The organism is Micromonospora sp. NPDC005087, from assembly GCF_042872965.1.
Lineage (GTDB): Bacteria > Actinomycetota > Actinomycetes > Mycobacteriales > Micromonosporaceae > Micromonospora.
In genome coordinates this window covers 15,679-39,630 of sequence record NZ_JBIALB010000014.1, presented here as the reverse complement: position 1 = coordinate 39,630, position 23,952 = coordinate 15,679, and the positions used below count along the sequence as shown (strand labels likewise).

Genomic DNA, 23,952 nt, shown 5'->3' with positions numbered 1-23,952 from the left:
CGTGGAGCGGTGCGCCGGCGACGGGGAGGCACGCGGTGGATCAGCATTCCGTACGGGACCGGGCCGGCCGAGGCGTACGCGCCCTGACCCGTCGGCTCCTCGGTCGGGTCGAGGACCGGTCGCCCGCTCCGCGCCGGTCCAACCCGGACGCCGTGGTCGACTGCGCCGTCTACGTCAACGGCCGGCGCGAGCCCGGCCGCCCGCACTACGCCGACGCGTACGCCCACGCCCGGCGCGGCCGCGACGCCTTCGTCTGGCTGGGGCTGCACGAGCCCGGGCCGGCGGTGCTCGCCGCGGTGGGCCGGACCTTCGGGCTCGACGAGCTGACCGTCGAGCAGGCGCTCGCTGACGGGCACCGGCCCACCGTGCAGCGCCACGGGCCGGTCACCCTGCTGGTGCTGCGCACCGCCGGGTACGTGGAGCACGACGAGCTGACCGACACCTCCGAGGTGATCGACACCGGGGACGTGATGGTGCTGCTGGGGGACCGGTTCGCCCTCACGGTGCGGCACGGGGCCGCCGGGGCGCTGCGCAGCGTCCGTGCCGACATCGAGCGCCGGCCGGCGCTGCTGGCCGCGGGACCGTGGGCGGTGGCGTACGCGGTCTGCGCTCGGATGGTCGACTCCTACCTGGAGGTGGCCGGGCACGTGGAGCGGGACCTGGAACGCGTCGAGGAGTCGGTGTTCGCCCGTGACCGCTCCGCCAACATCCAGCACATCTACCAGCTCAAGCGGGAGGTGGTGGAGTTCAAGCGGGCGGTGCTGCCGTTGCAGGCACCCCTGCGTTCGCTGCTCGACCCGGGCCCGGACGGGCCGCCGCGCGCCCTGCACCGCTGGTTCGTCGACGTGGACGGCCGGTTGGGCCGGGCGGTGGACCGGGTGGCCGCGTACGACGACCTGCTCACCTCGATCGTCCAGTCCCGGCTGGCGCAGCTCGCCGTGGAGCAGAACAACGACATGCGCAAGATCGCCGCGTGGGCGGCCATCGCGGCCACCCAGACCGGCATCGCCGGCGTGTACGGCATGAACTTCGACCACATGCCGGAGCTGGCCTGGCGCTACGGCTACGCGGGCGCGCTCGCCCTGATGGCGGTGGCCGCCCTCGCCCTGTACCGGCTGTTCCGGCGCTCGGGCTGGCTGTGAACTCCCCGTCCACCGCCGTCGGCTAACCTCGCGCGGTGATGTGGCAGCGGTACGTGGCGATCGGCGACAGCACCACCGAGGGGCTCGACGACCCGGACGGCGCTGGCGGCTACCGGGGCTGGGCCGACCGGTTCGCCCTGGCGGTGGCCCGCGCCCAGGGCGGCCTGGAGTACGCGAACCTGGCGATCCGTGGCCGGACCACCGCGCGGATCCGCGCCGAGCAGCTCCAGCCCGCCCTCGATCTGGCCCCCGACCTGGCCACCGTGGTCGCCGGCATGAACGACGTGCTGCGCCCCTCGTTCGACGCCGACAAGGTCGCTGAGGATGTCGCGGCGATGCAGCGGGCGCTGGTCGGGCAGGGTGCCACCGTGCTGACGTTCACGATGCCGGACCCGGCGCCGGTGATGCCGCTGGCCCGGCCGCTGCGGGGTCGGATGCTGGCCCTCAACGAGGCGCTGCGGGCCGCCACCGCGCGGACCGGCGCCACCCTGCTCGACCTGGGCGCCCACCCGGTCTCCTCCGATCCCCGGCTGTGGAGCGACGACCGGCTGCACGCCAACAGCGCCGGGCATGAACGGATCGCCGCCGCGCTGGCGTACACGGCGGGTCTGCCCGGGTTCGACGACTCCTGGACGCGGCCGTTGCCGCCGCCGCCACGGCGTCGGCGGGGCGAGGTGTTCGGCGCGGAGCTGGCGTGGAGCCGACGGCACCTGCTGCCCTGGCTGGCCCGGCACCTGCGCGGCCGGTCCTCGGGCGACGACCGGGTCGCGAAGCGGCCGGTGCCGCTGCCGGTGTCGCTGGACTGACGACGGGCGGTGCCCGGGGCCGGCAGGTGGTGCGGCAGGATGGCGACGTGGGCAAGGGTGCGGGGCGCCGGCGGGCGGACGCGACGACGGGACGGGCCTGCCCGTGCGGCTCCGGTCAGGCGTACGCCGACTGCTGCGCGCCGCTACACCGGGGTGTGGCGCAGGCGCCGACCGCCGAGGCGTTGATGCGCTCCCGGTTCAGCGCCTTCGCCGTCGGCGACAGCGGCTACCTGCTGCGGAGCTGGCACTCCTCGACCCGCCCGGAGCGGCTGGAGCTGGACCCGGGGCAGCGGTGGACCCGGCTGGAGGTCGTCGAGACCGAGCGGGGCGGCCTGCTCGACACCGCCGGCACGGTGACCTTCCACGCCCACCACCGGGCGGCGGGGCGCCCGGGCACGCTGACCGAACGCAGCCGGTTCGTCCGCGAGGACGGCCGGTGGGTCTACCTCGCCGGCGAACAGTCCTGACGACCGCCCGGACGGCCGGTTCGGTCGTAGGATGATGGTGGCCCTGGTTCTGCGCCGCACCTCACCGTACGAGCAGGTCCGCGCGGTGTACGGGGCCCGGTCAGCGACGTGGCGGCGGCTCCGCTGGAGTCGGACGGAGACCACGGATGACCATGACCTTCATCAATCTGCCGGTGCGTGACCTGACCACCGCCGCCGAGTTCTATCGGTCGCTCGGCTTCACCAGCGAGCAGGCCGAGCTGGATGGGGACAGCCAGGCGTTCACCATCTCCGACGGCACCCGGCTGATGCTGCACCTCCGCTCGGCCTTCGAGGAGTACACGGGGCTCACCGTGACGGACACGGAGAGCAGCCGTGAGGTCATCGTGGGGGTGACGACCGAGAGTCGGGAGCAGGTCGACGAGCTGGTCGACCGGGCGGCGGTGGCAGGCGGGGAGTCGCTCGGGCCGGGGACCACCAATGGCGGGCGGTACATGCGCGGCTTTCGGGACCTCGACGGCCACCAGTGGTCGTTCCTGCACATGCAGGGTTGAACCCGGGTCCGACGGCGATCGGCGCGACCGCCGCCGGGCTCGTGCCGCACGTCGCCCCGGTCACTCCGGGCCGGGTGCGCCGACCGCCGCGACGCCGCCGCGCGCGCCCACGCTGGCCGCGCGACGCCGGCGGTGGGCCACCAGCACCAGCGCCACGATGAGGTACGGCCCGGCCGCCACCGCGAACGCCACCGCGTTGCCCGCCGCCGTGGCGACGAGGCCATAGCCGACGTAGGTCACGATGACCAGCACGTCGGTGGCCATCCCGGCCAGCGAGGTGACGGTGGCGCGGCTGTTCCCGGTGATCCGCGCCTGGAGCCGCGCGTCGGCCAACACGGTGGCCAGTTGCGCGGCCCCGAACGCCACCGCGAGCAGCACGAACCCGGCCGGGTGCGCGATGAGCGCTCCCCCGGCCAGCGCACCGGCGACGACGACCAGCAGTGCGGCGTAGCCGAGCGCGCCCAGCCGCTCCCCCGCCGGAGCGAGCAGTCCGCCGGTGGTCACCCCGGCCCAGAGCAGCAGGAGCAGCAGCGGCACGACCTGCGCCCCGACGCCGGTGTCCAGGGCCAGCAACGGGGTGTACTCGTCGAGGGCGCCCCAGTCGGCGGCCACCACCGCGACCAGCAGCACGGCGGCCCGCACCGGCGGATGCGTACGGACCTGTGTCACCCCCGCCCGCAGCGTGTCCCACCAACCCGGATCGCTGTCGTGCACACCCGACGGTGATTCCGGGTCGGCCTCCCCGGCCACGGCGGGCGCGGTCGGCGGTGTGCGGTGCTCCGGGAAGCGGCCGGCGACAGCGGCGGCGAGCAGACAGGCGAGCACGCTGCCCACACCGACCGCCGGGTAGCCGCCGACGGCGAGCACCGGGCCGGCGAGCACCCCGGAGACCAGCACGCCCAGCACACCCGCCGTCCGGGCACGACCGAGCACCCGCGGATACCGGCCGACCGCGCCGAGCCGGTCCAGTTCGGTCCAGACCAGCGCCTCCAGGGCGCCGGAGACCAGCGCGCCACCGGCGCCCCAGAGCAGGAACCCGACCGCGAACGCCGGGTACGACGGGACCAGGACCCAGAGGGCGTACGCGGCGGCGGTGACCAGCGGAGCGAGGCGCAGCAGCAGCCGGCGGGACACCGTGTCGGCCCAGGCGCCGGAGGGCACCTCGAACAGGATGCCGGCGGCCGACCAGATGACGAAGAGCGAGGAGATCTGCCCCACCGACAGCCCGGTGTCGGCGAAGAGCAGCGCGTACACCGGGTAGAGCAGGACGAGGTCGCTGAGGAACGCGTACCCGTAGAGGGTGGTCGTCAGCCGGCGGACCGGCGGGTCGGGCACGCGTGCGGCGATGCGGGTCATGAGGCCTTCCCGTGGGAGTGGAGACGGACACCGGACGTGCGGTGCCCGTGGTGGCCCACGGGATCGGCCTACAGCGTTGGATCAATGTCGCCAGGTCATGTCGGAGATGCTAGACCCGCCTCGCGGCGCCGGCCAGCGCTTTCGGCACGCCGGACGACGCGAGGCGGGGCGGGACCTCGCGGACCCCGCCCCGCCGTCCGGTACCGCGTCAGCGACGGTTCGGGTCGACCGGCGGAATGACCGTGGTCGCCTCGCTGTCGTCGCTGGCGCGCTGGTCGGGCACCACGCGATCGGCGCCGGCGCTCACCACCTGGGTAGCCTCCGGGTCGGCTGCGGGACGCACCACCTGGGTGGCGTCCGGGTCGACCGGGCGGGCGACCACCTGGGTGGCCTCCGGGTCGGTGCTGGGGGTCGCCTGCCAGGCCAGTTCGGCCTCGGCGTCCCGGCGGCCGGCCCGGTAGGCGCGGGCGTGCGTGGCGATCAGCTGCGACTCCTGCTCCGCGCGGCTCAGCCACGACTCCCAGCGGCTCTGCATGGGACGGATCAGGCCGCCACCGACCCCGACGACGAGGATGCCGCCGACGGTGGCCAGCACGGCGATCAGCACGGGAGTGGTGACCGCGGTGGCCACGCCGACCTGGTTCAGCGCGGCGATGACACCGAGGCCGAGGATGAACACCGAGGCGATGCCGGCCAGCACCCGACCGTACGACAACCCGCCGAGCGCGCCACTGATGATGTCCTTGACGGCGTTGGCGATGGCGGCGGCGACCACGACGATGACGATCGCGACGAAGGCGCGGGGCAACCAGGACACCACCGCGGCGATCAGGTCGGAGATCGGGTTCGGGCCCCAGATGCCGAAAGCGAGTTGAAGGGTGAGCAGCAGCACCGCGTAGTAGACGAGCTTCGCCACGATGTCGCTGGCGTCGTACCGGGAGCGGCTCAGTGCCCGGCGGACGCCGCCGCGCTCGACTGCGCGGTCGAAGCCCACCCGTTCCAGCACCTTCTCGACGATCTTCAGCACGGCCTTGGCGATCAGCCATCCCGCCACCAGGATCGCCAGGAAGGCGACGGCCTTGGGCAGGAAGAGCATCACCGAACGGAGGGCGTCGCCCACCGCGTCGCTGACGTTGTCACTCATCGGGTTTTCCTCCACGCGGGGCAGCCGGGACGGTCGGCCCCCGACCTACCCCCGCCGACGCGCGCGGAAACGCCGGCCGCTCAGCGCTGCGGCGTCCCGGGGTGGTCGTCGCCCTCCTCGGCGGCGGCGGCAACCCCCTCCGTCACCGGCCCCAGATCCGGCGTCGCGGGTGTCACCGGCTGGCCCGGCCCCGCTGCGTGTGGTGCCATCTGGTCGAAGAAGCGCAGCAGCTCGACCGGGAACGGCATGACCAGGGTGCTGTTCTTCTCGGCCGCCACGTCCACCACGGTCTGCAACAGGCGTAGCTGGTACGCGCCGGGTGTGGCCTCCATCGCCCGGGACGCGTCGGCCAGGCGCCGCGACGCCTGGAACTCGCCGTCCGCGGCGATCACCCGGGCCCGGCGTTCCCGTTCCGCCTCGGCCTGCCGGGACATCGACCGTTTCATCCCTTCGGGCAGCGAGACGTCCTTGACCTCCACCCGCTCGATGAGCAGCCCCCACGGCTTCTCCGTGGGCGCGTCGATGACGGACTTCAGCTCGGCGTTGACCCGCTCCCGGTCTCCCAGCACGGTGTCCAGGTCGGCCCGGCCGATCACCGAACGCAGCGCGGTCTGCGCGACCTGGAGCACCGCCGAGGGATAGTCGTGCACGTTCACCAGCGCCTTCACCGGGTCCACCACCCGGTAGTAGACGACCGCGTCGACGGTGAGCGTGACGTTGTCCCGGGTTATCGCGCCCTGTGCCGGTACGCCGATCACGGTGGTCTGCAGGCTGACCCGCGCCATCCGGTCGGCGATCGGGACGATCAGTTGCAGGCCCGGCTGACGGACCCGTTCCAGCACCCGACCGAACCGGAACACGATGCCGCGTTGGTACTGCTGCACCTGACGGAGGCTGAGTGCCAACGCCAGCAGCACGACCACGACGACGATGACCAGGCCAACGACGGCGGCTCCCATGACATCCCGCTCCCCGGAGGCGCCCACCTCCCGGAGCGCCGGGTACCCGTTCCGCTCCCCGCCATGCGGCCCCGATCGCAACACGCGGCGAGCGGGATCGTGGGTGAAGTGCTCGCGAACGCGTGCCGCGCGGAGCCCGGCGTCTCGCCCGCGCGGGGGAGGCGCTCATGCGTGCGAGGGAGGTGCCGGGTGCGGGCAAGATCGCCCGGCGGAGCGATCCCATCGGGGCGGCGAAACGGCAGGCTCGATCACGTTGAACACACGGCGCAAACACCCCGAGGAGACACCACAATGAAGTTCCGCCGCCCTGCTTTCATCGCCGCGCCGGTCCTGGTCATGGGCTACGGGATCATCCGTCTCGTCGACGGCCTGGACGGCATTCGTGGTCCCGGCCCGGCCTGGACCATCGGGCACCTCGCATTCATCGGCGCACTCATCGCGTTCATCTCCGCGTTCTGGCAGATGCGTCGCATGGCTGGCGGCCGGGTCCTGGCGACGCTGAGCGCCACGGCCGGCACCCTCGGCGCGCTGGCGCTGATCACCCAGTTCTCGATCGACATCGCAGCCGGCTTTCTGGCCACCGACAACTACGGCATGAGCATGATCGTCCACCAGGTACGCACTCTGCCGGGTGTCTCGCAGCTGGCCTACGACTTCGGGCCCTACGCCTTCTACCTCGGCCAGCTCGTGCTGGTCGTCCTGCTCGCCGTGCAGCGCCGGGTCAAGCTGTGGACGCCGGGCCTGGTGCTGGCCGACCTCGCTACGCCGTTCATCGACAAGGACCTGATTCCGCTGGGCGCGGTCCTGTTGCTGGTCTCCTTCCTCCCGCTGGCCCGCGGCACCACCGCCGCCACCCCGGCGAACCCGGTGCCCGCTCTCGCCTGAGCGGAGAGTCCGGAACCGATCCCCCCGGCCGCGGGGGGATCGGTTGCACCTGGGGAGGGGGTCGGCGGTTATGCATACTGTCGCGATGTCGCTCGCCCGCTTCGTACGCACCACCAATCCGTACGTGGTGGATGCGGCGATCACCGTGTTCGTCCTCGTCGCGGTGTCACTGCCGTTCGTGCTTCCCCGGCCGGGTGGCACACCGGGGCTGCTGGCGTACCTGCTCACCGCGGGTACGGCGATCCCGCTGATCTGGCGCAGACGGGTGCCGTTCACCGTGTTGGTGGTGGTCGCGCTGGCCACGATCGCGGGCAAGGCGGTGGACGCGCCAGGGCAGCCCCTCGCGTACGGCGGGTTGGTCGCGCTCTACACGGTCGCCGCAATCGGCGGTCGCCGGCAGCGCTGGGGCGCACTCGCCGCGACCTTCCCCGGTGTGGCGGCAGGAGTGGCGTTCAACACGAACCGCGTGAGCGAGTACTTCTACACGTTCCTGGTCTTCTTCACCGCGTACGTCCTGGGTCGGCTCAGCCACGCCCGCCAGGAGCGCGCGACCGCCCTGGAGGACCGGGCACTTCGGGCCGAGCGCGAGCGCGAGTTCGAGGCCGATCGGGCCGCCGCGCGCGAGCGGGCCCGAATCGCCCGGGAGATGCACGACGTGCTGTCCCACGCGGTGAGCCTCATGATCGTGCAGGCCGAGGCCGGGCCGGTTGCGGTGCGCACGGCCCCGCACCGGGCCGAGGCCGCGTTCGACGCGATCGCCGCCGCCGGCCGCGACGCCATGGTGCAGCTGCGCGGCATGCTCGGCCTGCTGCGCTCGGAGGCCGGACCCCGCGGCCCGCAGCCCACCCTGGCCCAGCTGCCGCCACTGATCGACGGTGTCCCGGTGGCCAGCCTGCGGGTGACCGGCGAGCCGCGCCCGGTGTCGGCCGACGTGGAGCTGGCCGCGTACCGCATCGTGCAGGAGGCCCTGACCAATGCCGTCAAGCACGCGGCGGCCAGCAGGGTCGACGTACACCTCGGCTGGTCGCCCGAGGCCCTCACGATCACCGTGACCGACGACGGTGCCGGAACCGGCGGCCCGGGCGGCGGACACGGCCTCATCGGCATCCGGGAACGCGCGACCGCCTGCGGCGGTACGGCGAGAATCGGGCCGGACGCAGGTGGACGTGGGTTCACAGTCGGGGTTCGGCTACCGTTCCCGGCGTGACGATTCGGGTGGTGATCGCGGACGACCAGGAGCTTGTGCGCAGCGGGTTCGCCATGATCCTTGACGCCCAGCCGGACATTACCGTCGTCGCCGAAGCCGGTGACGGCGAGGCGGCCGTGACCGCCGTTCAGGAGTACCGGCCGGATGTGGCACTCCTGGACATCCGAATGCCGACGATGGACGGTATCGAGGCCGCCCGTCGCATCTGCGCGGACACCGGCAGCCGAGTGATCATGCTGACCACATTCGACCAGGACGATTACATCTACGAAGCGCTCTATGCCGGTGCCAGCGGCTTCCTGCTCAAGGACGTGCGCCGCGACGACCTCGTCCACGCCGTCCGGGTCGTGGCCTCCGGCGATTCGCTGCTGGCCCCCTCGGTGACTCGGCAGATCATCGCCGACATCACCGCCCGCCACCGGCCCGGTGCGACCCGGCTGGCCGACGCGCCCGACGCCCGCCTCAACGTGCTCACCACCCGCGAACGGGAGACCCTGCACCTGCTGGGCCGAGGTCTGTCCAACGCGACGATCGCCCAGACCCTGATGGTGAGCGAGCACACCGTGAAGACCCACGTCAGCAACGTGCTGACCAAGCTCGGCCTGCGCGACCGTGCCCAGGCGGTGATCTGCGCCTATGAGACCGGCCTGATCACCGCCGGCGAGAACTGAGCCGCACCGGTGTGCGCATCACGAGTGGGTTGGTCCGAGCGATGACGTGGGGTGGTGAACCTCTAGCGCGCGGACGAGTTTTGGCAATATCCTCCGGAGAACGTGCGGCCATTGGAGCTACTTTTCATTCACCGCCGGCCGCAGGAGGAGACAACATGCACGTCGACCCTTCCGAAGTGGACCGCCGGACGCTGCTGCGGGCCGGTCTCGGCGCGGCCACGGTCGCCGTGGTCGGGAGCGAACTCGCCTTCCCGGGCGCCGCGCAGGCCGCCCCCGGCACCGACCTGGACTGGATCATCAGCTGCGACGAGTGGGCGGCTCGCCCGCCGAAGGACCCGCTGTCGGTCAGCGCCATCGCCACCAACAAGATCATCGTGCACCACATGGCGTTCCCGAACGTCACCGACTACTCCCAGGAGCAGGCGGTCAAGCTGGCCCACGACTGCCAGGACCTGCACATGGACGGCAACGGCTGGTCCGACACCGGCCAGCACTTCACGGTGAGCCGGGGTGGCTACGTGCTGGAGGGTCGGCGGGGCAGCCTGGAACGCCTCGAAGCCGGCGACCGGCAGATGATCTCGGCGCACTGCCCGGGCGAGAACGGCCGGGCCATCGGGATCGAGAACGAGGGCACCTACGTCACCGAGACGCCGCCGAAGGCGCTGACCGACTCGCTGGTCAAGCTCTGCGTCGCCGTCTGCCGGCAGTACGGGCTGCACGCGCACGACATCTTCGGCCACTGGGACTTCCGCACCACGCAGTGCCCCGGCGCCGCCTTCTACCGCGAGTTCCCGGCGCTGCGCCGGCGGGTGTTCGCCGCCCTCGGCACCGATCTGGCCGACGTTCCGGCGCGCCGCTGGCCCGACCTGTGGCGCTTCGTCAACTCCCCGTCGGTCCGGGTGGTGCAGTACCTGCTCGCCTTCCGCGGCTACCCGGTGACCGTCAGCGGCACCTTCGACGCCGCGACCGTGACCGCCGTGCAGGACTGGCAGGCCCGCAACGGCATCCCGGTTGACGTGGATGCCACGCTCACCACGCCGACCTGGGAGACCCTGGTGCCCGAACTGGACCAGCACGCCAGCGGCCTGCCGGTGACCGCGGTGCAGGAGATGCTCTTCACCAAGGGGTACGCCGTCACCGTCACCGGCGCGTACGACCACGCGACCCGGGACGCCGTGAAGGACCTGCAGGCGCTGCACGGGCTGCCGCGCAACGGCAAGCTCAGCACGAGCACGTGGTGCACGATCGTCGGCGGAAATGTCCGCCAGTCGTTCCGGCACCGCTGATCCTCCGGAGCACCGGCGGCGGCGCGGGCGCGAACCCGTGCCGCCGCCGGGCCCGGCAACCAGCGCAAACGTGGGCGCGCCTCGTTGGTCGCCCTCCCCCGGTCTGCGACGATGACGCTGACCAGGACCAAGGAGGGCGCTGTGCAGACACGACTCAATCCGTACCTGAACTTCCCCGGCACCGCCCGCGCGGCGATGGAGTTCTACCACCGCGTGTTCGGCGGCGACCTGACGATGAACACCTTCGGCGAGTTCGGCAGCACGGAGCCGGGCCTGTCCGACCAGATCATGCACGCGCGGCTGGAGTCACCCAACGGGTTCACCCTGATGGCGTCGGACACCGCGCCCGGGATGAACCATGTGCCCGGCACCAACATCGCGATCAGCCTCGGCGGCGACAACGCCGACGAACTGCGCGGCTACTGGGCTCAGCTCTCCTCGAGCGGGTCGGTGACCATCCCGCTGGAGAAGCAGATGTGGGGCGACGAGTACGGCCAGTGCGTCGACCCGTACGGCATCCACTGGATGGTCAACATCACCCAACCGCAGGCCTGACCAGCGCACCGTCGCCGGTCAGCCGGTTTGGCCGACAGCGCGGGCGGAAAGAGTGGCGGGCATGAGATGGGCCCGTCGAGCCGTACCCGCCGTCGCCGCTGCCGTCGCCGCGCTCGCCGCGCGGGACCTGATCCAGCGCGACCACGCGCTGCTGCGCAACTTCCCGGTGCTCGGGCGGGCCCGATACCTGTTGGAGGCGGTCGGGCCGGAGCTTCGGCAGTACATCGTGGCCGGCAACAACGAGGAGCGGCCGTTCACCCGGGACCAGCGCCGCTGGGTGTACGCGTCGGCGAAGCAGCAGAACAACTACTTCGGCTTCGGCACGGACAACGACATCGAGTACACCCCCGGCTATCCGATCATCAAGCACCGTACCTTCGGCCGGGCCGTGCCGCCGTCGACGCCGGCCGCCGGGCAGGACGTGCGACTGCCCTGCGCCAAGGTGCTCGGCGCGGCCCGGGGGCGGGCCCGCGCGTTCCGACCGGAGTCGGTGGTCAACATCTCCGGGATGAGCTTCGGCTCGCTCTCCGGCAACGCCGTCGCGGCGCTGAACAGGGGTGCCGCACTCGCCGGCTGCCTTCAGAACACCGGCGAGGGTGGCCTGTCGCCGTACCACCGCCACGGTGGTGAGCTGGTCTTCCAGCTCGGTACGGCGTATTTCGGCTGCCGGGACGTGCACGGCCGGTTCAGCCTGGACCGGTTGAAGGATCTGGTCGCCAGCGCGCCGGTGAAAGCGCTGGAGATCAAGCTGAGCCAGGGCGCAAAGCCCAGCCTCGGCGGGCTGCTCCCCGGCGCGAAGGTGTCCGCCGAGATCGCCGCCACCCGGGGCATTGCGGCCGGTCAGGACTGCGTCAGCCCCTCCCGACACGCCGAGTTCTCCGACTGCGACAGCCTGCTCGACTGGGTGGAGCTGCTGGCCGCCGAGACGGGCCTGCCGGTCGGCATCAAGTCGGCGGTCGGCGACCTGGGCTTCTGGCAGGAGCTGGCCACCCTGATGCGGGACACCGGCCGGGGCGTCGACTTCGTGACGATCGACGGCGGCGAGGGTGGCACCGGCGCCGCGCCGCTGATCTTCACGGACTCGGTGTCGCTCCCGTTCCAGCAGGGCTTCTCCCGGGTGTACAAGGTCTTCGCCAAACACGACCTGCACGAGCAGGTGGTCTTCGTCGGCGGCGGCAAGCTCGGCCTGCCGGACAACGCCATCGTGGCCTTCGCGCTCGGCTGCGACCTGGTCAACGTGGGTCGGGAGGCGATGCTGTCGATCGGCTGCATCCAGGCGCAGAAGTGCCACACCGACACCTGCCCCACCGGCGTGGCGACCCAGAACGCCTGGCTGGCCCGGGGGCTGGACCCGACGCTGAAGTCGGTGCGCGCGGCCAACTACCTGCGGACGCTGCGCCGGGACCTGGTGAAGGTCGCCGAGGCGTGCGGCGTGGAGCACCCCGGCCTGATCGGCACCGACGCGGTGGAGATCCTGGACGGCCGCACCGGCTCCACTCCCCTGCACGAGGTGTACGGCTACCGGCCGGAGTGGGGCCTGCCCTCGCCGGCCGACCGGGCGGAGATCGTCCGGCTGATGGCACCCGAGGCGCCGCAGGGCGGCAGCGCGACGCCCTCCCCCACCGCCGTCGGCTGACCGGCGCTCGCCGATAACCCCTGGAGGCGGACGCCGGGGGCCCCGTATCGTGGCGCGGTGCTGATCAGACGCGAGACGCCCGCCGATGTCGACGCCATCCGCGCGGTGCACGCCGCCGCCTTCACCGCGCCGGACGGTGGCGTACCGGTCGAGGCGACCCTGGTCGACGCGCTGCGCGCCGACGAGGGCTGGCTGCCCGCGTACTCCCTGGTGGCGACCGACCCGGACGGGCAGGTGGTGGGGCACGTGGTGGCCACCCGCGCCCAGGTGGCCGGCCAACCGGTCGCCCTCGGCGTGGGGCCGCTCGGCGTGCTTCCCGACCGGCAACGGCGCGGGGTCGGCTCGGCGCTGATGCACGCGGTGCTCGGCGCGGCCGACGCCCGGGACGAGCCGCTGGTGGTGCTGCTCGGCCACCCCGACTACTACCCGCGATTCGGGTTTCGACCGGCCGTCGAGCTGGGCGTCACCCCGCCGCAGCCGTGGGGCCCGCAGTACTTCCAGGCCCGCCCGTTGAGCGCGTGGCGGGAGTCGATCCGGGGCGAGTTCCGGTACGCCGGCCCGTTCGACGAGCTGTGACCGCACCGCAGATCCGGCGGCGGCGCGCCACCGACCTCGACGGATGCGTGGCGGCGCTCGCCCTCGTCCATGGGGCCGACCGGTACCCGCTGAACTGGCCCGCCGACCCGCACCAGTGGCTACGCGAGCCCCGTCCGGCGCGCGCGTGGGTCGCCGTCGACGCCAACTCGGCGATCGTCGGGCACGTGGCGGTGCAACGGCTGCCCGACCCGGCGGACGGGTCGCTCGCCCGGCCGACCGCCGAGGTGACTCGCCTCTTCGTGTCGCCGACCGCCCGCGGGACCGGGCTGGGCGCTGCTCTGCTGACCCGGGCACGGCGGTGGGCGGCCGAGCGCGGGACGGACCTGCTGCTCGACGTGGCTGTCAGCGACACCGCGGCCACCGCCCTCTACGAGCGCACCGGGTGGCGGTGCACCGGCACCAGCACGGCGCAGTGGACCGCCCCGGACGGAAGCGCCGTGTCACTTCATCACTACACGCTGCCAACGGGCGGGGAAATCAGCGACCGGCGGCCCTGTTAGCGCAGCTCACTGTGGTGATCGCGAACGCCATGCGAACATATGTACGTGTCGCCCGGGGCCAGCATCCTGCACGCCGACCTGGACGCCTTCTACGCGTCGGTCGAGCAGCGCGACGACCCGCGCCTGCGGGGGCGGCCGGTGATCGTCGGCGGCGGCGTGGTGCTGGCGGCCAGCTACGAGGCGAAGGCGCGGGGCGTACGCAGCGCGATGGGCGGCCAGCAGGCGCGGCGGCTCTGCCCGGACGCGATCGTCGTGCCGCCCCGGATGTCGGCGTACACGGCGGCCAGCCGGGCGGTGTTCGAGATCTTCCGGCAGACCACCCCGCTGGTCGAGGGGCTTTCCATCGACGAGGCGTTCCTGGACGTGGGCGGTCTGCGCCGGCTGGTCGGGCCGCCGGCCGACATCGCCGAGCGGCTGCGCCGGGAGGTCCGCGAACGGGTCCACCTGCCGATCACCGTGGGCGTGGCCCGGACGAAGTTCCTGGCGAAGGTGGCCAGCGGGGTGGCGAAGCCGGACGGGCTGCTGGTCGTCTCGCCCGACGCGGAGCTGGCGTTCCTGCACCCGCTGCCGGTGGAGCGGCTGTGGGGCGTCGGCCCGGTCACCGCCGCCAAGCTGCGGGAACGGAGGATCCGCACCGTCGGCGAGGTGGCCCGGCTCGGCGAGGCGGCGCTGGTGTCAATACTCGGCGCGGGCGCCGGCCGGCACCTGCACGCCCTGGCGCACAACCGCGACCCGCGGGCCGTGCTGGTCGGCCGCCGACGCGGCTCGATGGGCGCGCAGCACGCGCTGAGCCGTACGCCACACGCGCCGGCGGAACTGGACGCCGTCCTGGCCGGCCTGGTCGACCGGGTCACCCGGCGGATGCGGGCGGCCGGACGGTCCGGGCGCACGGTGATGCTGCGGCTGCGCTTCGGCGACTACACCCGGGCCACCCGCTCGCACACCGTCCGCAAGGCGACCGCGGACACCACGCCGCTGCTCGCCGCCGCGCGGGCGCTGCTGGGGGCCGCCCTGCCCGAGATCGACCGGCGGGGCGTCACGCTGATCGGCGTCTCGGTCGGCAACCTGGACGACAACCCGGTCCAGCCGGAGCTGCCGTTCCACCACAATCCGGGAGCCGAGCTGGACGCCGCGGTGGACGCGGTCCGCGACCGGTTCGGATCGGCGGCGCTCACCCGCGCGGTGCTGCTCGGCCGTGATCCGGGCGTCGAGGTGCCGCTGCTGCCGGACTGACCGCACCAGGTGGCGGCGGGGCGAAAGCGCCGGACATCACAGCGGCGAGGGGTTTGGCGACGGCCGCAGCGGGTCACGTAGTGAAGATCAGTCTGACCAGGGGGGACCACCATGTCCGACGACACCAGCAACCGTCCGAGCCGGCGCGAGCAGCGTCCCGGCGACGTGACCGACCCGCTGCTCTGGCAGCTCGCGATCGACGTGCTCAGTGCACATGAGCCGGACGAGGACGGCGCCTGCCGCAACCTGCTCTGCGCCGGCCAGCCGTGGCCGTGCGCGGCCCGCAGCTCCGCTGAACAGGCGCTCCGGCTGGCCCGTGGTGCGGCCGGCACACCGTCCACAGTCGCTCCGACGCGGGGCGAGGAAACAACCGCATCCGCTGACCGGCCCGCTGAGGGCGTTCCGACCGCGCGCCGGGCCTGGTCGGCGCGTCCCGAAGCCGCCGTGTCGGCCGCCTGACGCCCACCCCTTCTCGACACGCCCGCGGGCGCCCGGCCGGAGTCCGGTCGAGCGCCCGCGCGTCGTGTGTCAGAGGGCGAGCCGCTGACCCGGGAAGATCAGACCGGGGTCGCCGCCGACCACCTGACGGTTGCGCTCGTACAGGGCCTGCCAGCCGCCGGCCACCTGATGGGCCTGGGCGATCTCGGACAGGGTGTCGCCCGGCTTGACCAGGTACGTCCTGCCGTCCGTGGAAGGCGCGGTGCGCTTGTGGTTGCGGGTCGCCGGCTGCTCGCCGCGCGACGACCGCTCCCGGGGCTTGGACGTCGACTCGGACTTCTTCGTCGCGGACTTCGCGGCGGAGCCGCCCGACGAGCCGCCCTTCTTGCCGCAGGTCGGCCAGGCGCCGATGCCCTGCCCGTCGAGCACCTTCTCGGCGATCGCGATCTGCTCGCCGCGGCTGGCCAGGTCGGCGCGGGCGGCGTACTTCTTGCCGCCGTAGCCGGCCCAGGTGCTCTGCGAGAACTGCAACCCGCCGTAGTAGCCGTTGCCGGTGTTGATGTGCCAGTTGCCGCTGGACTCGCACTGGGCGATCGCGTCCCAGTTGACCCCGGCCTGCGCCGGGGCGGCCGGGCCGAAGAGGGCGACGGCGCCGGTGACAGCGCCGACGGCCAGGGTGCCGACGGCGACGCGGCGGGTGGTGACCCGTCGATGACGGGGCGTGTGTGCAGATGACATGTGAGGCTTCCTCCACGCCGGCGAGGTGAGCTGTCGGGTTCGGGCCGAGGAGCCCGGCCGCGCGGTGGCGGCTTCACCCCGAGGTGACGTGCACCGAGGAACGTTGGGTCCCCCGCTCCTGCCCGGGTGACTGGGTTCCGACGACCGGGGGCAGGATTTGGCGTTGCCGGTCGCGGTGTCCGCATTGGCGAACCCGACCGACGTTAGGCACGGTCGGTGACGGTCGCCCACCCCCTGTGAACTTCTTCACCGGGCCGCGCGGGGCGAGCCGCGTAGCGGTTGCGGGCAATCGAAGTGTGTGCAGTGACCACCATGGACCGTTTCCGATCAGGCCGGCGTTTCAGGTCTCGTGCCGGAGCCAGGCCACGATCCGGCGAGCAGTTCGACGTGTCCCGGCGACTCGTACGACCGGACGTCGTGACCGAGGGCGCTGTAGACGATCTGGCTGGTCCCGACGGTTCGTGCCCAGACGAGCGGTGGCTGGTCGCGGCGACCAGGCGACTTCGCACCGCTTGCCGCATCCCCTGGTACGCCGACCGTCCCGCCCGGTGCGGTCAACGGCCGCCGGGCGGCGTGGCACGGCGAATCCGGGCGGCCGTCATCTGCCACGCCTGCGCCTCGTCGACCAGGCAGCCGGCGAGCAGCTCGCGGCCCCGGGCGAGAACCGCGAGGGCGTCGGGGTGGCCCGGCAGCCACTGTTCGGCGTCCCCGACAGTCAACTCGGCCCGCCGGCCGGGCAGCGGCGTCGCCCCGGGTGGCAGGCCACCGAGCCGGTCGAGGTGCCCGGCGGAGAGGATCTGGTACCACATGGCGTCGGGGATGAGCGCGTCGGCGAGCATCTCCACCCCGGGCCGCCGGGTCACCGGCTTTCCGTCGCTCGGGAGCCGCTGCGACCACTGTGGCGTGCTCACCCGACGGCTGTCCGGCTCGGCGTCCACTCCGGCCCAGACCAGCAATCCGCTGTGCGCGTGCAGCTTGTCGCGCAACCGGTGCATCGGCCCGGCCAGGTCGCCAGCGTCGGCGGGGTCGGCGCGCGGCTGCGCGACGGAGAGCGCCGCCGCCGGTAGCACGTCGTGGTAGCCGCCGACGGTCGCGGCCACCAGCCGGTTGGTGAGGTCGCCGGCGAGCAGGGTCACCGTGATGGCTGTGGGCAGAGTAGACAGTACGGTGGCGGTGGCCGAGCCGGCCGCCTCGGCGGTGAGCGGAACCCGCACGCCGAGCACGACAGCGCTCAGCTCGTCCGCGGGTCCGCGCTCGGCGTGCAACCAGTCGAGCGCCACGTTCAGCAGGGGCGGGGGCAGTTGGCACGGGGCGTCGCCGAACGGCGCGCCGAGTGGCCCGCGCAGGTAAGCCCGGGCGGACACGCCGAACTCCTCGATGTCGTGGCTCGGGCCGCGCCGGGCCACCGAGACCAGAGCGTCGCGCACACCGGCATCGCGCAGTTGCCGGGCCAGCAGCTCCGGTATGGCGAGGACATGCTCGGCGGGGATCGGGCCGAAGTCGATCACGAGGAGCTGCGCGCCGGGCAAGGCGATCGGTGACGAGACGACGGCCGGGCCCACCCGCTCCCCGCCGGCTCCCGTCGCTTCGAGTCGGAGCAGAGCCTGCCGGAGCGCGGCCACCGCGACGGGCACACCGGCGTCGTCCGAGCGGACTTCGATCGTCAGGCTGTGCTGCTCGCGCAGAGTTTCATCGATATCTAGCACTACGACGACGGCCATGTGTCCCCCAATGGTGGCGCATCCGCACTCTGCGGCAGCCCATTCCTGAACCCCGCTTCGCACGTCGATCGGAATGGAGAATGAGATATTTGCTTGTGTCTATTGACAGTGGAAGGGGCCTGTCGGGGAGCATATTGCCGTCGCAATTTTCCGGGAGCCCTGCCGGGTGCGGAGCGCTCCAAACTGGCCAATCTGTCTCGTTAGCGCGAATACGCGCAGCATGAAATAGCGCTGCCCGGATTCCACGATGTAACACAATCGAAGAGGTCAGCGCTATTTGCGAATCACCAACGACTATCGCCGCACTTTTCCCAACCCTTCCGTAACGGCCGAGGCCCGTAATCGCCGTACGGGGTGCCGGCCGCCTCGGTAACGTCACCCGCAGCCGGGCGGCGGCCCGCCGGATGCGCGTACTCCGCCGACCTCGACGCGTCGTAGACGTTGTCCGTCTGCTCCTCGGACAGCGCCGTGATCTGGATCAGCGGCGTCGGGTGGGCTCGGCGCAGCCATCGGAGTAGTGAAGCTTGTGGCTACCTGCAGACGCTGCATGATCCAGAAAGCGACGCCGCCCCATCCGACGAAAGGATCAGTCCCCCTCCGGCTACAGGGTGCGGGCCAGCCGGTCAGCGAGGGCCCGGGTGAATCGGGCCGGGTCGGCCAGCTCGCCACCCTCGGCGAGCACCGCCAGCCCGTACAGCAGCTCGGCCGTCTCGGTCAGGGCCTCGGAGCTCCCGCTCTGCTCGTGGGCCTTGCGCAACCCGGCAACGAGCGGGTGCCCGGGATTGATCTCCAGGATCCGCTTCGTCGACGGGACCTCGTGCCCCATCGCCCGGTACATCTTCTCCAGGGTCGGGGTGAGATCGTGCGCGTCGCCGACGACGCAGGCCGGTGAAGTGGTCAGCCGCGACGACAGGCGGACCTCCCGGACGCTGTCCGCAAGGGTGGTGCCGAGCCAGTCGAGCAGCCCGGCGAACTCCTGTCGCTGCTGCTCACGCTCGGCCTCGGCCTGCTGCTTCTCCTCGTCGGTGTCCAGGTCGACCTCACCCTTGGCGATCGACCGCAGCGGACGGCCGTCGTACTCGCCGACCCGCTCGACCCACACCTCGTCGACCGGGTCGGTGAGCAGCAGCACCTCGTGGCCCTTGGCCTGGAACGCCTCCAGGTGCGGGGAGTTCTCGATGGCGGCCCGGGAGTCGCCGGTGGCGTACCAGATGTCGCTCTGGCCGTCCTTCATCCGTGCCACGTAGCCGGCCAGGTCGGTGGGCTCGGCCGGGTCGTGGGTGGAGGCCACCGACAGGATCTCCAGCAGGGTGTCGCGGTTGTCGGTGTCGTCGATCAACCCTTCCTTGACCACCGCGCCGAACTCGGTCCAGAACGTGCGGTAGCGCTCGGGGTGGTTGGCCTTGAGGTCCCGGACCGTGGCGAGGACCTTACGGACCAGCCGACGGCGAACGATCTGGATCTGCCGGTCCTGCTGGAGGATCTCCCGGGAGATGTTCAGCGACAGGTCGTGCGCGTCGACCACGCCCTTGACGAAGCGCAGGTAGGTGGGGACCAGCGCCTCGCAGTCGTCCATGATGAACACGCGCTTGACGTAGAGCTGGACGCCACGGCGGCCCTGTGGGGCGAACATGTCCAGCGGGGCGTGGCTGGGCAGGAACAGCAGCGCCTCGTACTCGAAGGTGCCCTCGCCCTTCATGTGCACGACCTCGAGCGGGTCGGCCCAGTCGTGGCTGACGTGCTTGTAGAACTCGTGGTACTCGGTGGCGTCGACCTCGTCGCGGGGCCGCGCCCAGAGCGCCTTCATCGAGTTGAGCGTCTGCACCTCGCTGGTGGGCGCCTCGCCGTCGGCGCCCGAGCGCTCGACGCGCATCCGGATCGGCCAGGCGATGAAGTCGGAGTATCGCTTGACGATCTCCCGGATGGTCCACTGGGCGGTGTAGTCGTGCAGGTTGTCCTCGGTGTCGGCCGGCTTGAGGTGCAGGGTCACCGTGGTGCCCTGTGGCGCCTCGTCGACGGTCTCGATCGAGTACGTGCCCTCGCCGGCGGACTCCCAGCGGGTGCCGCCGGTCTCGCCGGCCTTTCGGGTCAGCAGGGTGACCCGGTCGGCGACCATGAACGCGGCGTAGAAGCCGACGCCGAACTGGCCGATCAGGTCCTGCGAGGCGCGGGCGTCGGCGGATTCGCGCAGCTGGCGCAGCAGCTCGGCGGTGCCCGACTTGGCGATCGTGCCGATCAGCCCGACGACCTCGTCGCGGGTCATTCCGATGCCGTTGTCCCGCACGGTCAGGGTGCGGGCGTCCCGGTCGACCTCGATGGCGACGTGCAGGTCGTCGGTGTCGGCGACGAGGTCCTTGTCGACCAGAGTCGCCAGCCGCAGCTTGTCCAGCGCGTCGGACGCGTTCGAGATGAGTTCCCGCAGGAAGACGTCCTTGTTCGAATAGATCGAGTGGACGACCAACTGGAGGAGCTGACGCGCCTCGGCCTGGAACTCCAACGTCTCGGCCTGGTTGCTCACACCGTCTCCCATGTCGGCTCGTGCGGAGGTTCGCGGACAGGATACGAGCCTTCACCGGCTGGGTCGTGCCCGCGTCCGGGTCGTATTCCCGATCCGGCGATGCCGCTTCGTGAGATAGCTGACTTTGCCTAACGTAAGTCAGCCCGATAGCGTCTCGGTGAGCAAGAGGCCGCACGAGCCTGACGACCCACCGTTCCGCCCGAGCAGCGGCGCGCGACCCCTGGAGCAGACCATGAAGATCGCTGGAAGCACCGCCCTCGTCACCGGCGCCAACCGCGGCTTCGGCCGGCACCTGGCCGCCGAACTCCTCTCCCGCGGCGCGACCGTCTACGCCGGCGCCCGCAACCCGGACAGCGTCGACCTGCCCGGCGTGACGCCGGTCCGGCTGGACATCACCGACCCCGCCTCGGTGGCCGCCGCCGCCGCGCTGACCGGAGACGTGAACCTGCTGATCAACAACGCCGGCATCGACACCGGATCGGACCTGCTCGAAGGCGACCTGGACCTCGTCCGGCTCGAGCTGGAGACCCACTACCTCGGCACCCTGTCGATGGTCCGGGCGTTCGCTCCGATCATCGCGGGCAACGGAGGCGGGACTGTCCTCAACGTGCTCTCCGTGCTGTCCTGGGTGACCTTCCCGAGCGTCGGGGCGTACAGCGCCGCGAAGTCGGCCGAGTGGTCGATGACCAACGCGTTGCGCGCCCAGCTCGCCGACCGGGGGGTCCGGGTCGCCGGCCTGCACGTCGGCTACATGGACACCGACATGACCGCCGCGGTCACCGCCCCGAAGTCCGACCCGGCGGTCATCGCGCGGCTCGGCGTGGACGGCATCGAGGCCGACGCCTACGAGATCGTGGCCGACGACATCAGCCGGCAGGTCCAGGCCGGGCTCGCCGGCGGCGTCGCCGCGCTCTACCCGCAGCTGCCCTGAGCTGCCGCACCACGGCCGTGATCGGGCCGCCGCCGGCTTCCCGGCGGCGGCCCGTCCTCGGGTACGCGGTCAGCTCCGTCCGCGCACCCGCCTCAGCTGCCGGTCAGCAACCGCCACAGCTGTAGAAGAGGATGTCCCAGTGACTGCCCTCCTTGGTGTAGAGGTTGCCGGAGGGGGCCCGGTACTGGTAGCCGAAGCCGGCGATGTAGCCGACGTACGTGTAGTTCGCGGAGATGTAGTTCTGGATGCAGGTGCTCAGCGCGATGTCCAGCTTGTAGCCGTTCCAGTGGCTGTACGTCCCGCCGGCATGCCCGACCTCGGTGCCGGCGGTGATGGTGACCGCGCAGCCGCTGGCCCGCTTGAAGGTGATGATGCCGCTGATCGTCGCCTGCCGGACCCCGTCGAACGAGGTGCAGGTGGCGATGTTGCGGTTGCTGCAGTTGCCACTGGAGGTCCAGGAGATGTTGGCGGCGCTCAGCTGCGAGGTGGCACTGGAGTGGCTGATGGCGAAGGCCGGGGCGGCGAGACCGAGCGCGGCGCCGACCGCGGCGAGGGTGGCCACCAGCAGTGTGAGCACGCGGCGGCGCAGGGTGGATCGGGTGGTGGACATGGCACTCCCGTTCGCGTGAGGGGTGGAATTTTTGCGAACCAGGGGCCGGCCTTGAAGGATTTCTACCAGAGATAGACGAGCATGACTAGATGCCGGGTGGAGGCGGTCGCCCGCCTCCACCCGGCGACCCACGTCAGCTCGCCTGCAGCGTCACGTCGTCGATCACGAAGCTGGTCTGCAACGAAGAGTCCTCGGTGCCGGTGAACCTCAGCGTCACCGTCTGCCCGGCGTACGCGGCGACGTTGAAGGTGCGCTGGACGTAGCCCGCGGCGGCGTTGAGATTCGAGTACGTCGCCAGCGTGGTCGAGCCCACCTGCACGGTGAGCCTGTCGTACGCCGTGGAACCGGTGGTCTCCGCGGTGTCGATGTGCAGCCAGAACGACAGCGTGTAGCTGGCGCAGCCGGCCGGCACGGTCACCGACTGGGTCAGGGTGTCGGTGTGGGTGCTGCCGTACCCGTCGAGCCACGCCTTGTACGACCCGGTCCGCGCCGGCTGACCGCTGGAGCTGGTGATCACACCGGAGGACGCGGTCCACGGCGTGCTGCCGCTCTCGAAGCCACCGTTGCCGATCACCTGGCCGCCCGCGCAGCCTCCGGTGCCGGTCACCGTGAGCGTGAGGCTGGCGCTGCGGGTGACCGAGCCGGTGCCGGTGACCGTGATGGTGAAGGTGCCGGTCGCCGCGCTGGCCGACGCGGTCAGCGTCATCGTGGCCGAGCCCCCCGAGGTCACCGAGGACGGGCTGAAGGAGACGCTCACCCCACTGGGCGCACCGGAGGCCGAGAGGCTGACCGACTGCGCCGAGCCGGCGGTGGTGGCGGTGACAACCGTGGCGGTGGTGCTGGCACCCCGTGCGACCGAGCGCGCGGTGGGGTTGACGGCCACGGAGAAGTCGTTGGTCGGGGTGCCACCGCCCACGGCGAGCTGCCACAGCGCGTACGCGACGCCGTCCGCGGCCCGGTTCAGCACCGTGGCGCTGACGTTGGCGGTGGTGTCGCAGGCCCGGTGGTAGCAAGGGTCGTAGGCGGAGTTGGCGGTGCCGCCCCACTTGGCCGCCTGCGCGCTGGTCTTGCGGGCGCTGGCGCCCGCGGCGTAGCCGGAGGTGGGGATGCCGGCCTGCTGGAAGTAGTAGTCGTCGGAGCGGCCCTGACCCTCGACGTTCTCCTCCGGTTGCAGGCCCAACGAGTCCCAGTACGCCTTCAGCGGCGCCGCCGTGGTGGAGGTGACCCGGTTGATGAAGTAGCCACCGTTGGTCGAGCCGACCATGTCGAAGTTGTAGTAGCCCTTGATGTAGCCACGCTGGGTGGCGTTGAGCGAGTTGACGTAGAAGCGGGAGCCGTTGAGCCCCTGCTCCTCGTCGGTCCACCAGGCGAACCGGACCCGCTTGGTCATGGTCGGGCTCTGCGCCGCCAGCACCAGCGCGTTCTCCAGCAGGGTCGCCGAACCCGTGGCGTTGTCGTTGATGCCCGGCCCGGCCGAGACGCCGTCGAGGTGGGCGCCGAACATGACCACCTGGTCGGCCGGACCGCCCGGCCACTCCGCGATCAGGTTGTTCGAGGGGTACGTGCAGCTTGAGCAGTACTGCTCGCTGACCGTGTAGCCGGCCGACTGGAGCCTGGTCTTGACGTAGGTGAGCGAGGCGGTGTAGCCGGCCGAGCCGGCCCGTCGGTTGCCGCCGTTGCTGCTGGCGATGGAGTTGAACTGGGTCAGGTGCGCCTGGACGTTGCTGACGGAGATGTCCGGCGCCGCCAGGACGGCGGCGGGTGCGGCGATCGGCCGGGCCACTGCCGTTCCGACGATGGGTGACGCGGTCACCGGCTGGGCGGCCAGCGTCACCGTCATCCCGGTGAACACGGCGAGCGCGATGCCCGCGCTCAGCGTTCTGCCTCTCATGGGGGCTCCTCGGGGGTTGGAGAGATAACCGAGACACTTACAGATATCAATGTCTTGGGCATCGGTCGTTCGTCCGGAACGCCCACCGGTTCGGTGGCCACCGCCGCACCGCCGAGCGAGCCGCCCAA

The 23,952-nt window shown here is 71.9% G+C and carries 22 protein-coding genes, 1 pseudogene and 1 riboswitch; of the genes and pseudogenes, 15 read left to right on the top strand and 8 right to left on the bottom strand.

Annotated features, from left to right (window positions below; genetic code table 11):
• The first annotated feature begins 35 nt into the window (after window positions 1-35).
• The 4 genes from ACFYPS_RS26990 (at window position 36) to ACFYPS_RS26975 (ending at window position 2,948) form a co-directional block, all read left to right on the top strand.
• Entirely contained in the window at window positions 36-1,142 is a 1,107-nt protein-coding gene (locus ACFYPS_RS26990) for a magnesium and cobalt transport protein CorA (protein ID WP_387327880.1), read from the top strand.
• A gap of 38 nt (window positions 1,143-1,180) precedes the next feature.
• A complete protein-coding gene (locus ACFYPS_RS26985; protein ID WP_387328040.1) occupies window positions 1,181-1,948 on the top strand; it encodes an SGNH/GDSL hydrolase family protein in 768 nt (255 codons plus the stop codon).
• 47 nt (window positions 1,949-1,995) lie between these two features.
• Window positions 1,996-2,415: a YchJ family protein gene (locus ACFYPS_RS26980; RefSeq protein WP_387327877.1), complete on the top strand. Its 420-nt coding sequence runs from the start codon at window positions 1,996-1,998 to the stop codon at window positions 2,413-2,415.
• 146 nt (window positions 2,416-2,561) lie between these two features.
• Window positions 2,562-2,948 (top strand): VOC family protein, encoded by a 387-nt coding sequence (locus tag ACFYPS_RS26975; protein ID WP_387327874.1) that lies wholly within the window; start codon window positions 2,562-2,564, stop codon window positions 2,946-2,948.
• A gap of 60 nt (window positions 2,949-3,008) precedes the next feature.
• Here the strand turns inward: ACFYPS_RS26975 and ACFYPS_RS26970 are convergent, their stop codons facing one another.
• The 3 genes and pseudogenes from ACFYPS_RS26970 to ACFYPS_RS26960 all read right to left on the bottom strand — a co-directional run bounded on the left by ACFYPS_RS26970 (window position 3,009) and on the right by ACFYPS_RS26960 (window position 6,407).
• The gene (locus ACFYPS_RS26970; RefSeq protein WP_354966621.1) at window positions 3,009-4,304 is read right to left on the bottom strand and encodes an MFS transporter; all 1,296 of its coding nucleotides are present in this window, start codon (window positions 4,302-4,304) and stop codon (window positions 3,009-3,011) included.
• Window positions 4,305-4,512: 208 nt separating this feature from the next.
• Window positions 4,513-5,448 carry a hypothetical protein gene (locus tag ACFYPS_RS26965; protein WP_354966622.1) on the bottom strand — a complete coding sequence of 312 codons (936 nt, stop codon included), beginning with the start codon at window positions 5,446-5,448 and terminating at the stop codon, window positions 4,513-4,515.
• Between the two features lie 45 nt (window positions 5,449-5,493).
• A pseudogene (locus ACFYPS_RS26960) lies at window positions 5,494-6,407 on the bottom strand (SPFH domain-containing protein).
• A 291-nt stretch (window positions 6,408-6,698) separates the two neighbouring features.
• On the opposite strand from ACFYPS_RS26960, the gene ACFYPS_RS26955 reads away from it, so the two are divergent.
• From ACFYPS_RS26955 to ACFYPS_RS26910, 10 genes are all read left to right on the top strand, one after another.
• Entirely contained in the window at window positions 6,699-7,292 is a 594-nt protein-coding gene (locus ACFYPS_RS26955; protein ID WP_387327870.1) for a hypothetical protein, read from the top strand.
• Window positions 7,293-7,377: 85 nt separating this feature from the next.
• The gene (locus ACFYPS_RS26950; RefSeq protein WP_354966625.1) at window positions 7,378-8,499 is read left to right on the top strand and encodes a histidine kinase; all 1,122 of its coding nucleotides are present in this window, start codon (window positions 7,378-7,380) and stop codon (window positions 8,497-8,499) included.
• A 53-nt stretch (window positions 8,500-8,552) separates the two neighbouring features.
• Window positions 8,553-9,170: a response regulator gene (locus ACFYPS_RS26945; protein ID WP_387328037.1), complete on the top strand. Its 618-nt coding sequence runs from the start codon at window positions 8,553-8,555 to the stop codon at window positions 9,168-9,170.
• A gap of 155 nt (window positions 9,171-9,325) precedes the next feature.
• Entirely contained in the window at window positions 9,326-10,456 is a 1,131-nt protein-coding gene (locus ACFYPS_RS26940) for an N-acetylmuramoyl-L-alanine amidase (protein ID WP_354966627.1), read from the top strand.
• Window positions 10,457-10,597: 141 nt separating this feature from the next.
• Complete coding sequence (locus ACFYPS_RS26935; RefSeq protein ID WP_354966628.1) at window positions 10,598-11,011, top strand: VOC family protein; 414 nt, start codon at window positions 10,598-10,600, stop codon at window positions 11,009-11,011.
• A gap of 61 nt (window positions 11,012-11,072) precedes the next feature.
• A complete protein-coding gene (locus ACFYPS_RS26930) occupies window positions 11,073-12,647 on the top strand; it encodes an FMN-binding glutamate synthase family protein (protein ID WP_354966629.1) in 1,575 nt (524 codons plus the stop codon).
• 57 nt (window positions 12,648-12,704) lie between these two features.
• Entirely contained in the window at window positions 12,705-13,223 is a 519-nt protein-coding gene (locus ACFYPS_RS26925) for an N-acetyltransferase (protein ID WP_354966630.1), read from the top strand.
• A complete protein-coding gene (locus tag ACFYPS_RS26920) occupies window positions 13,220-13,744 on the top strand; it encodes a GNAT family N-acetyltransferase (RefSeq protein ID WP_387327865.1) in 525 nt (174 codons plus the stop codon). The genes ACFYPS_RS26925 and ACFYPS_RS26920 overlap by 4 nt, the downstream gene beginning before the upstream one ends.
• 45 nt (window positions 13,745-13,789) lie before the next feature.
• Complete coding sequence (dinB, locus tag ACFYPS_RS26915) at window positions 13,790-14,977, top strand: DNA polymerase IV (protein ID WP_354966632.1); 1,188 nt, start codon at window positions 13,790-13,792, stop codon at window positions 14,975-14,977.
• A gap of 111 nt (window positions 14,978-15,088) precedes the next feature.
• The gene (locus ACFYPS_RS26910) at window positions 15,089-15,436 is read left to right on the top strand and encodes a hypothetical protein (RefSeq protein ID WP_354966633.1); all 348 of its coding nucleotides are present in this window, start codon (window positions 15,089-15,091) and stop codon (window positions 15,434-15,436) included.
• Window positions 15,437-15,505: 69 nt separating this feature from the next.
• Here the strand turns inward: ACFYPS_RS26910 and ACFYPS_RS26905 are convergent, their stop codons facing one another.
• The 3 genes from ACFYPS_RS26905 to htpG all read right to left on the bottom strand — a co-directional run bounded on the left by ACFYPS_RS26905 (window position 15,506) and on the right by htpG (window position 20,404).
• Complete coding sequence (locus tag ACFYPS_RS26905; RefSeq protein WP_387327860.1) at window positions 15,506-16,153, bottom strand: transglycosylase family protein; 648 nt, start codon at window positions 16,151-16,153, stop codon at window positions 15,506-15,508.
• A gap of 1 nt (window position 16,154) precedes the next feature.
• Window positions 16,155-16,326, bottom strand: a riboswitch (cyclic di-AMP (ydaO/yuaA leader).
• 381 nt (window positions 16,327-16,707) lie between these two features.
• Complete coding sequence (locus tag ACFYPS_RS26900; RefSeq protein WP_354966635.1) at window positions 16,708-17,874, bottom strand: hypothetical protein; 1,167 nt, start codon at window positions 17,872-17,874, stop codon at window positions 16,708-16,710.
• 601 nt (window positions 17,875-18,475) lie between these two features.
• Entirely contained in the window at window positions 18,476-20,404 is a 1,929-nt protein-coding gene (gene htpG / locus ACFYPS_RS26895) for a molecular chaperone HtpG (RefSeq protein ID WP_354966636.1), read from the bottom strand.
• A gap of 220 nt (window positions 20,405-20,624) precedes the next feature.
• Between htpG and ACFYPS_RS26890 the strand changes: the two genes are divergently transcribed.
• Complete coding sequence (locus ACFYPS_RS26890; protein ID WP_354966637.1) at window positions 20,625-21,323, top strand: SDR family oxidoreductase; 699 nt, start codon at window positions 20,625-20,627, stop codon at window positions 21,321-21,323.
• 103 nt (window positions 21,324-21,426) lie between these two features.
• Here ACFYPS_RS26890 and ACFYPS_RS26885 read toward each other — a convergent pair whose 3' ends face one another.
• Together ACFYPS_RS26885 and ACFYPS_RS26880 are read right to left on the bottom strand one after the other, a co-directional pair.
• Window positions 21,427-21,933, bottom strand: coding sequence for a hypothetical protein (locus ACFYPS_RS26885; protein ID WP_354966638.1), 507 nt, complete (start codon window positions 21,931-21,933; stop codon window positions 21,427-21,429).
• 133 nt (window positions 21,934-22,066) lie between these two features.
• Window positions 22,067-23,824, bottom strand: coding sequence for a M28 family peptidase (locus ACFYPS_RS26880; protein ID WP_387327856.1), 1,758 nt, complete (start codon window positions 23,822-23,824; stop codon window positions 22,067-22,069).
• Between the last annotated feature and the right edge of the window lie 128 nt (window positions 23,825-23,952).

Bases quoted from the DNA above. Each gene is read 5' to 3' on its own strand.
- ACFYPS_RS26985 (WP_387328040.1), top strand. From the start codon at position 1,181: ATGTGGCAGCGGTACGTGGCGATCGGCGACAGCACCACCGAGGGGCTC.
- ACFYPS_RS26975 (WP_387327874.1), top strand. From the start codon at position 2,562: ATGACCATGACCTTCATCAATCTGCCGGTGCGTGACCTGACCACCGCC.
- ACFYPS_RS26970 (WP_354966621.1), bottom strand. From the start codon at position 4,304: ATGACCCGCATCGCCGCACGCGTGCCCGACCCGCCGGTCCGCCGGCTG.
- ACFYPS_RS26965 (WP_354966622.1), bottom strand. From the start codon at position 5,448: ATGAGTGACAACGTCAGCGACGCGGTGGGCGACGCCCTCCGTTCGGTG.
- ACFYPS_RS26955 (WP_387327870.1), top strand. From the start codon at position 6,699: ATGAAGTTCCGCCGCCCTGCTTTCATCGCCGCGCCGGTCCTGGTCATG.
- ACFYPS_RS26950 (WP_354966625.1), top strand. From the start codon at position 7,378: ATGTCGCTCGCCCGCTTCGTACGCACCACCAATCCGTACGTGGTGGAT.
- ACFYPS_RS26945 (WP_387328037.1), top strand. From the start codon at position 8,553: ATGATCCTTGACGCCCAGCCGGACATTACCGTCGTCGCCGAAGCCGGT.
- ACFYPS_RS26940 (WP_354966627.1), top strand. From the start codon at position 9,326: ATGCACGTCGACCCTTCCGAAGTGGACCGCCGGACGCTGCTGCGGGCC.
- ACFYPS_RS26930 (WP_354966629.1), top strand. From the start codon at position 11,073: ATGAGATGGGCCCGTCGAGCCGTACCCGCCGTCGCCGCTGCCGTCGCC.
- ACFYPS_RS26910 (WP_354966633.1), top strand. From the start codon at position 15,089: ATGTCCGACGACACCAGCAACCGTCCGAGCCGGCGCGAGCAGCGTCCC.
- ACFYPS_RS26905 (WP_387327860.1), bottom strand. From the start codon at position 16,153: ATGTCATCTGCACACACGCCCCGTCATCGACGGGTCACCACCCGCCGC.
- ACFYPS_RS26900 (WP_354966635.1), bottom strand. From the start codon at position 17,874: ATGGCCGTCGTCGTAGTGCTAGATATCGATGAAACTCTGCGCGAGCAG.
- htpG (WP_354966636.1), bottom strand. From the start codon at position 20,404: ATGGGAGACGGTGTGAGCAACCAGGCCGAGACGTTGGAGTTCCAGGCC.
- ACFYPS_RS26890 (WP_354966637.1), top strand. From the start codon at position 20,625: ATGAAGATCGCTGGAAGCACCGCCCTCGTCACCGGCGCCAACCGCGGC.
- ACFYPS_RS26885 (WP_354966638.1), bottom strand. From the start codon at position 21,933: ATGTCCACCACCCGATCCACCCTGCGCCGCCGCGTGCTCACACTGCTG.
- ACFYPS_RS26880 (WP_387327856.1), bottom strand. From the start codon at position 23,824: ATGAGAGGCAGAACGCTGAGCGCGGGCATCGCGCTCGCCGTGTTCACC.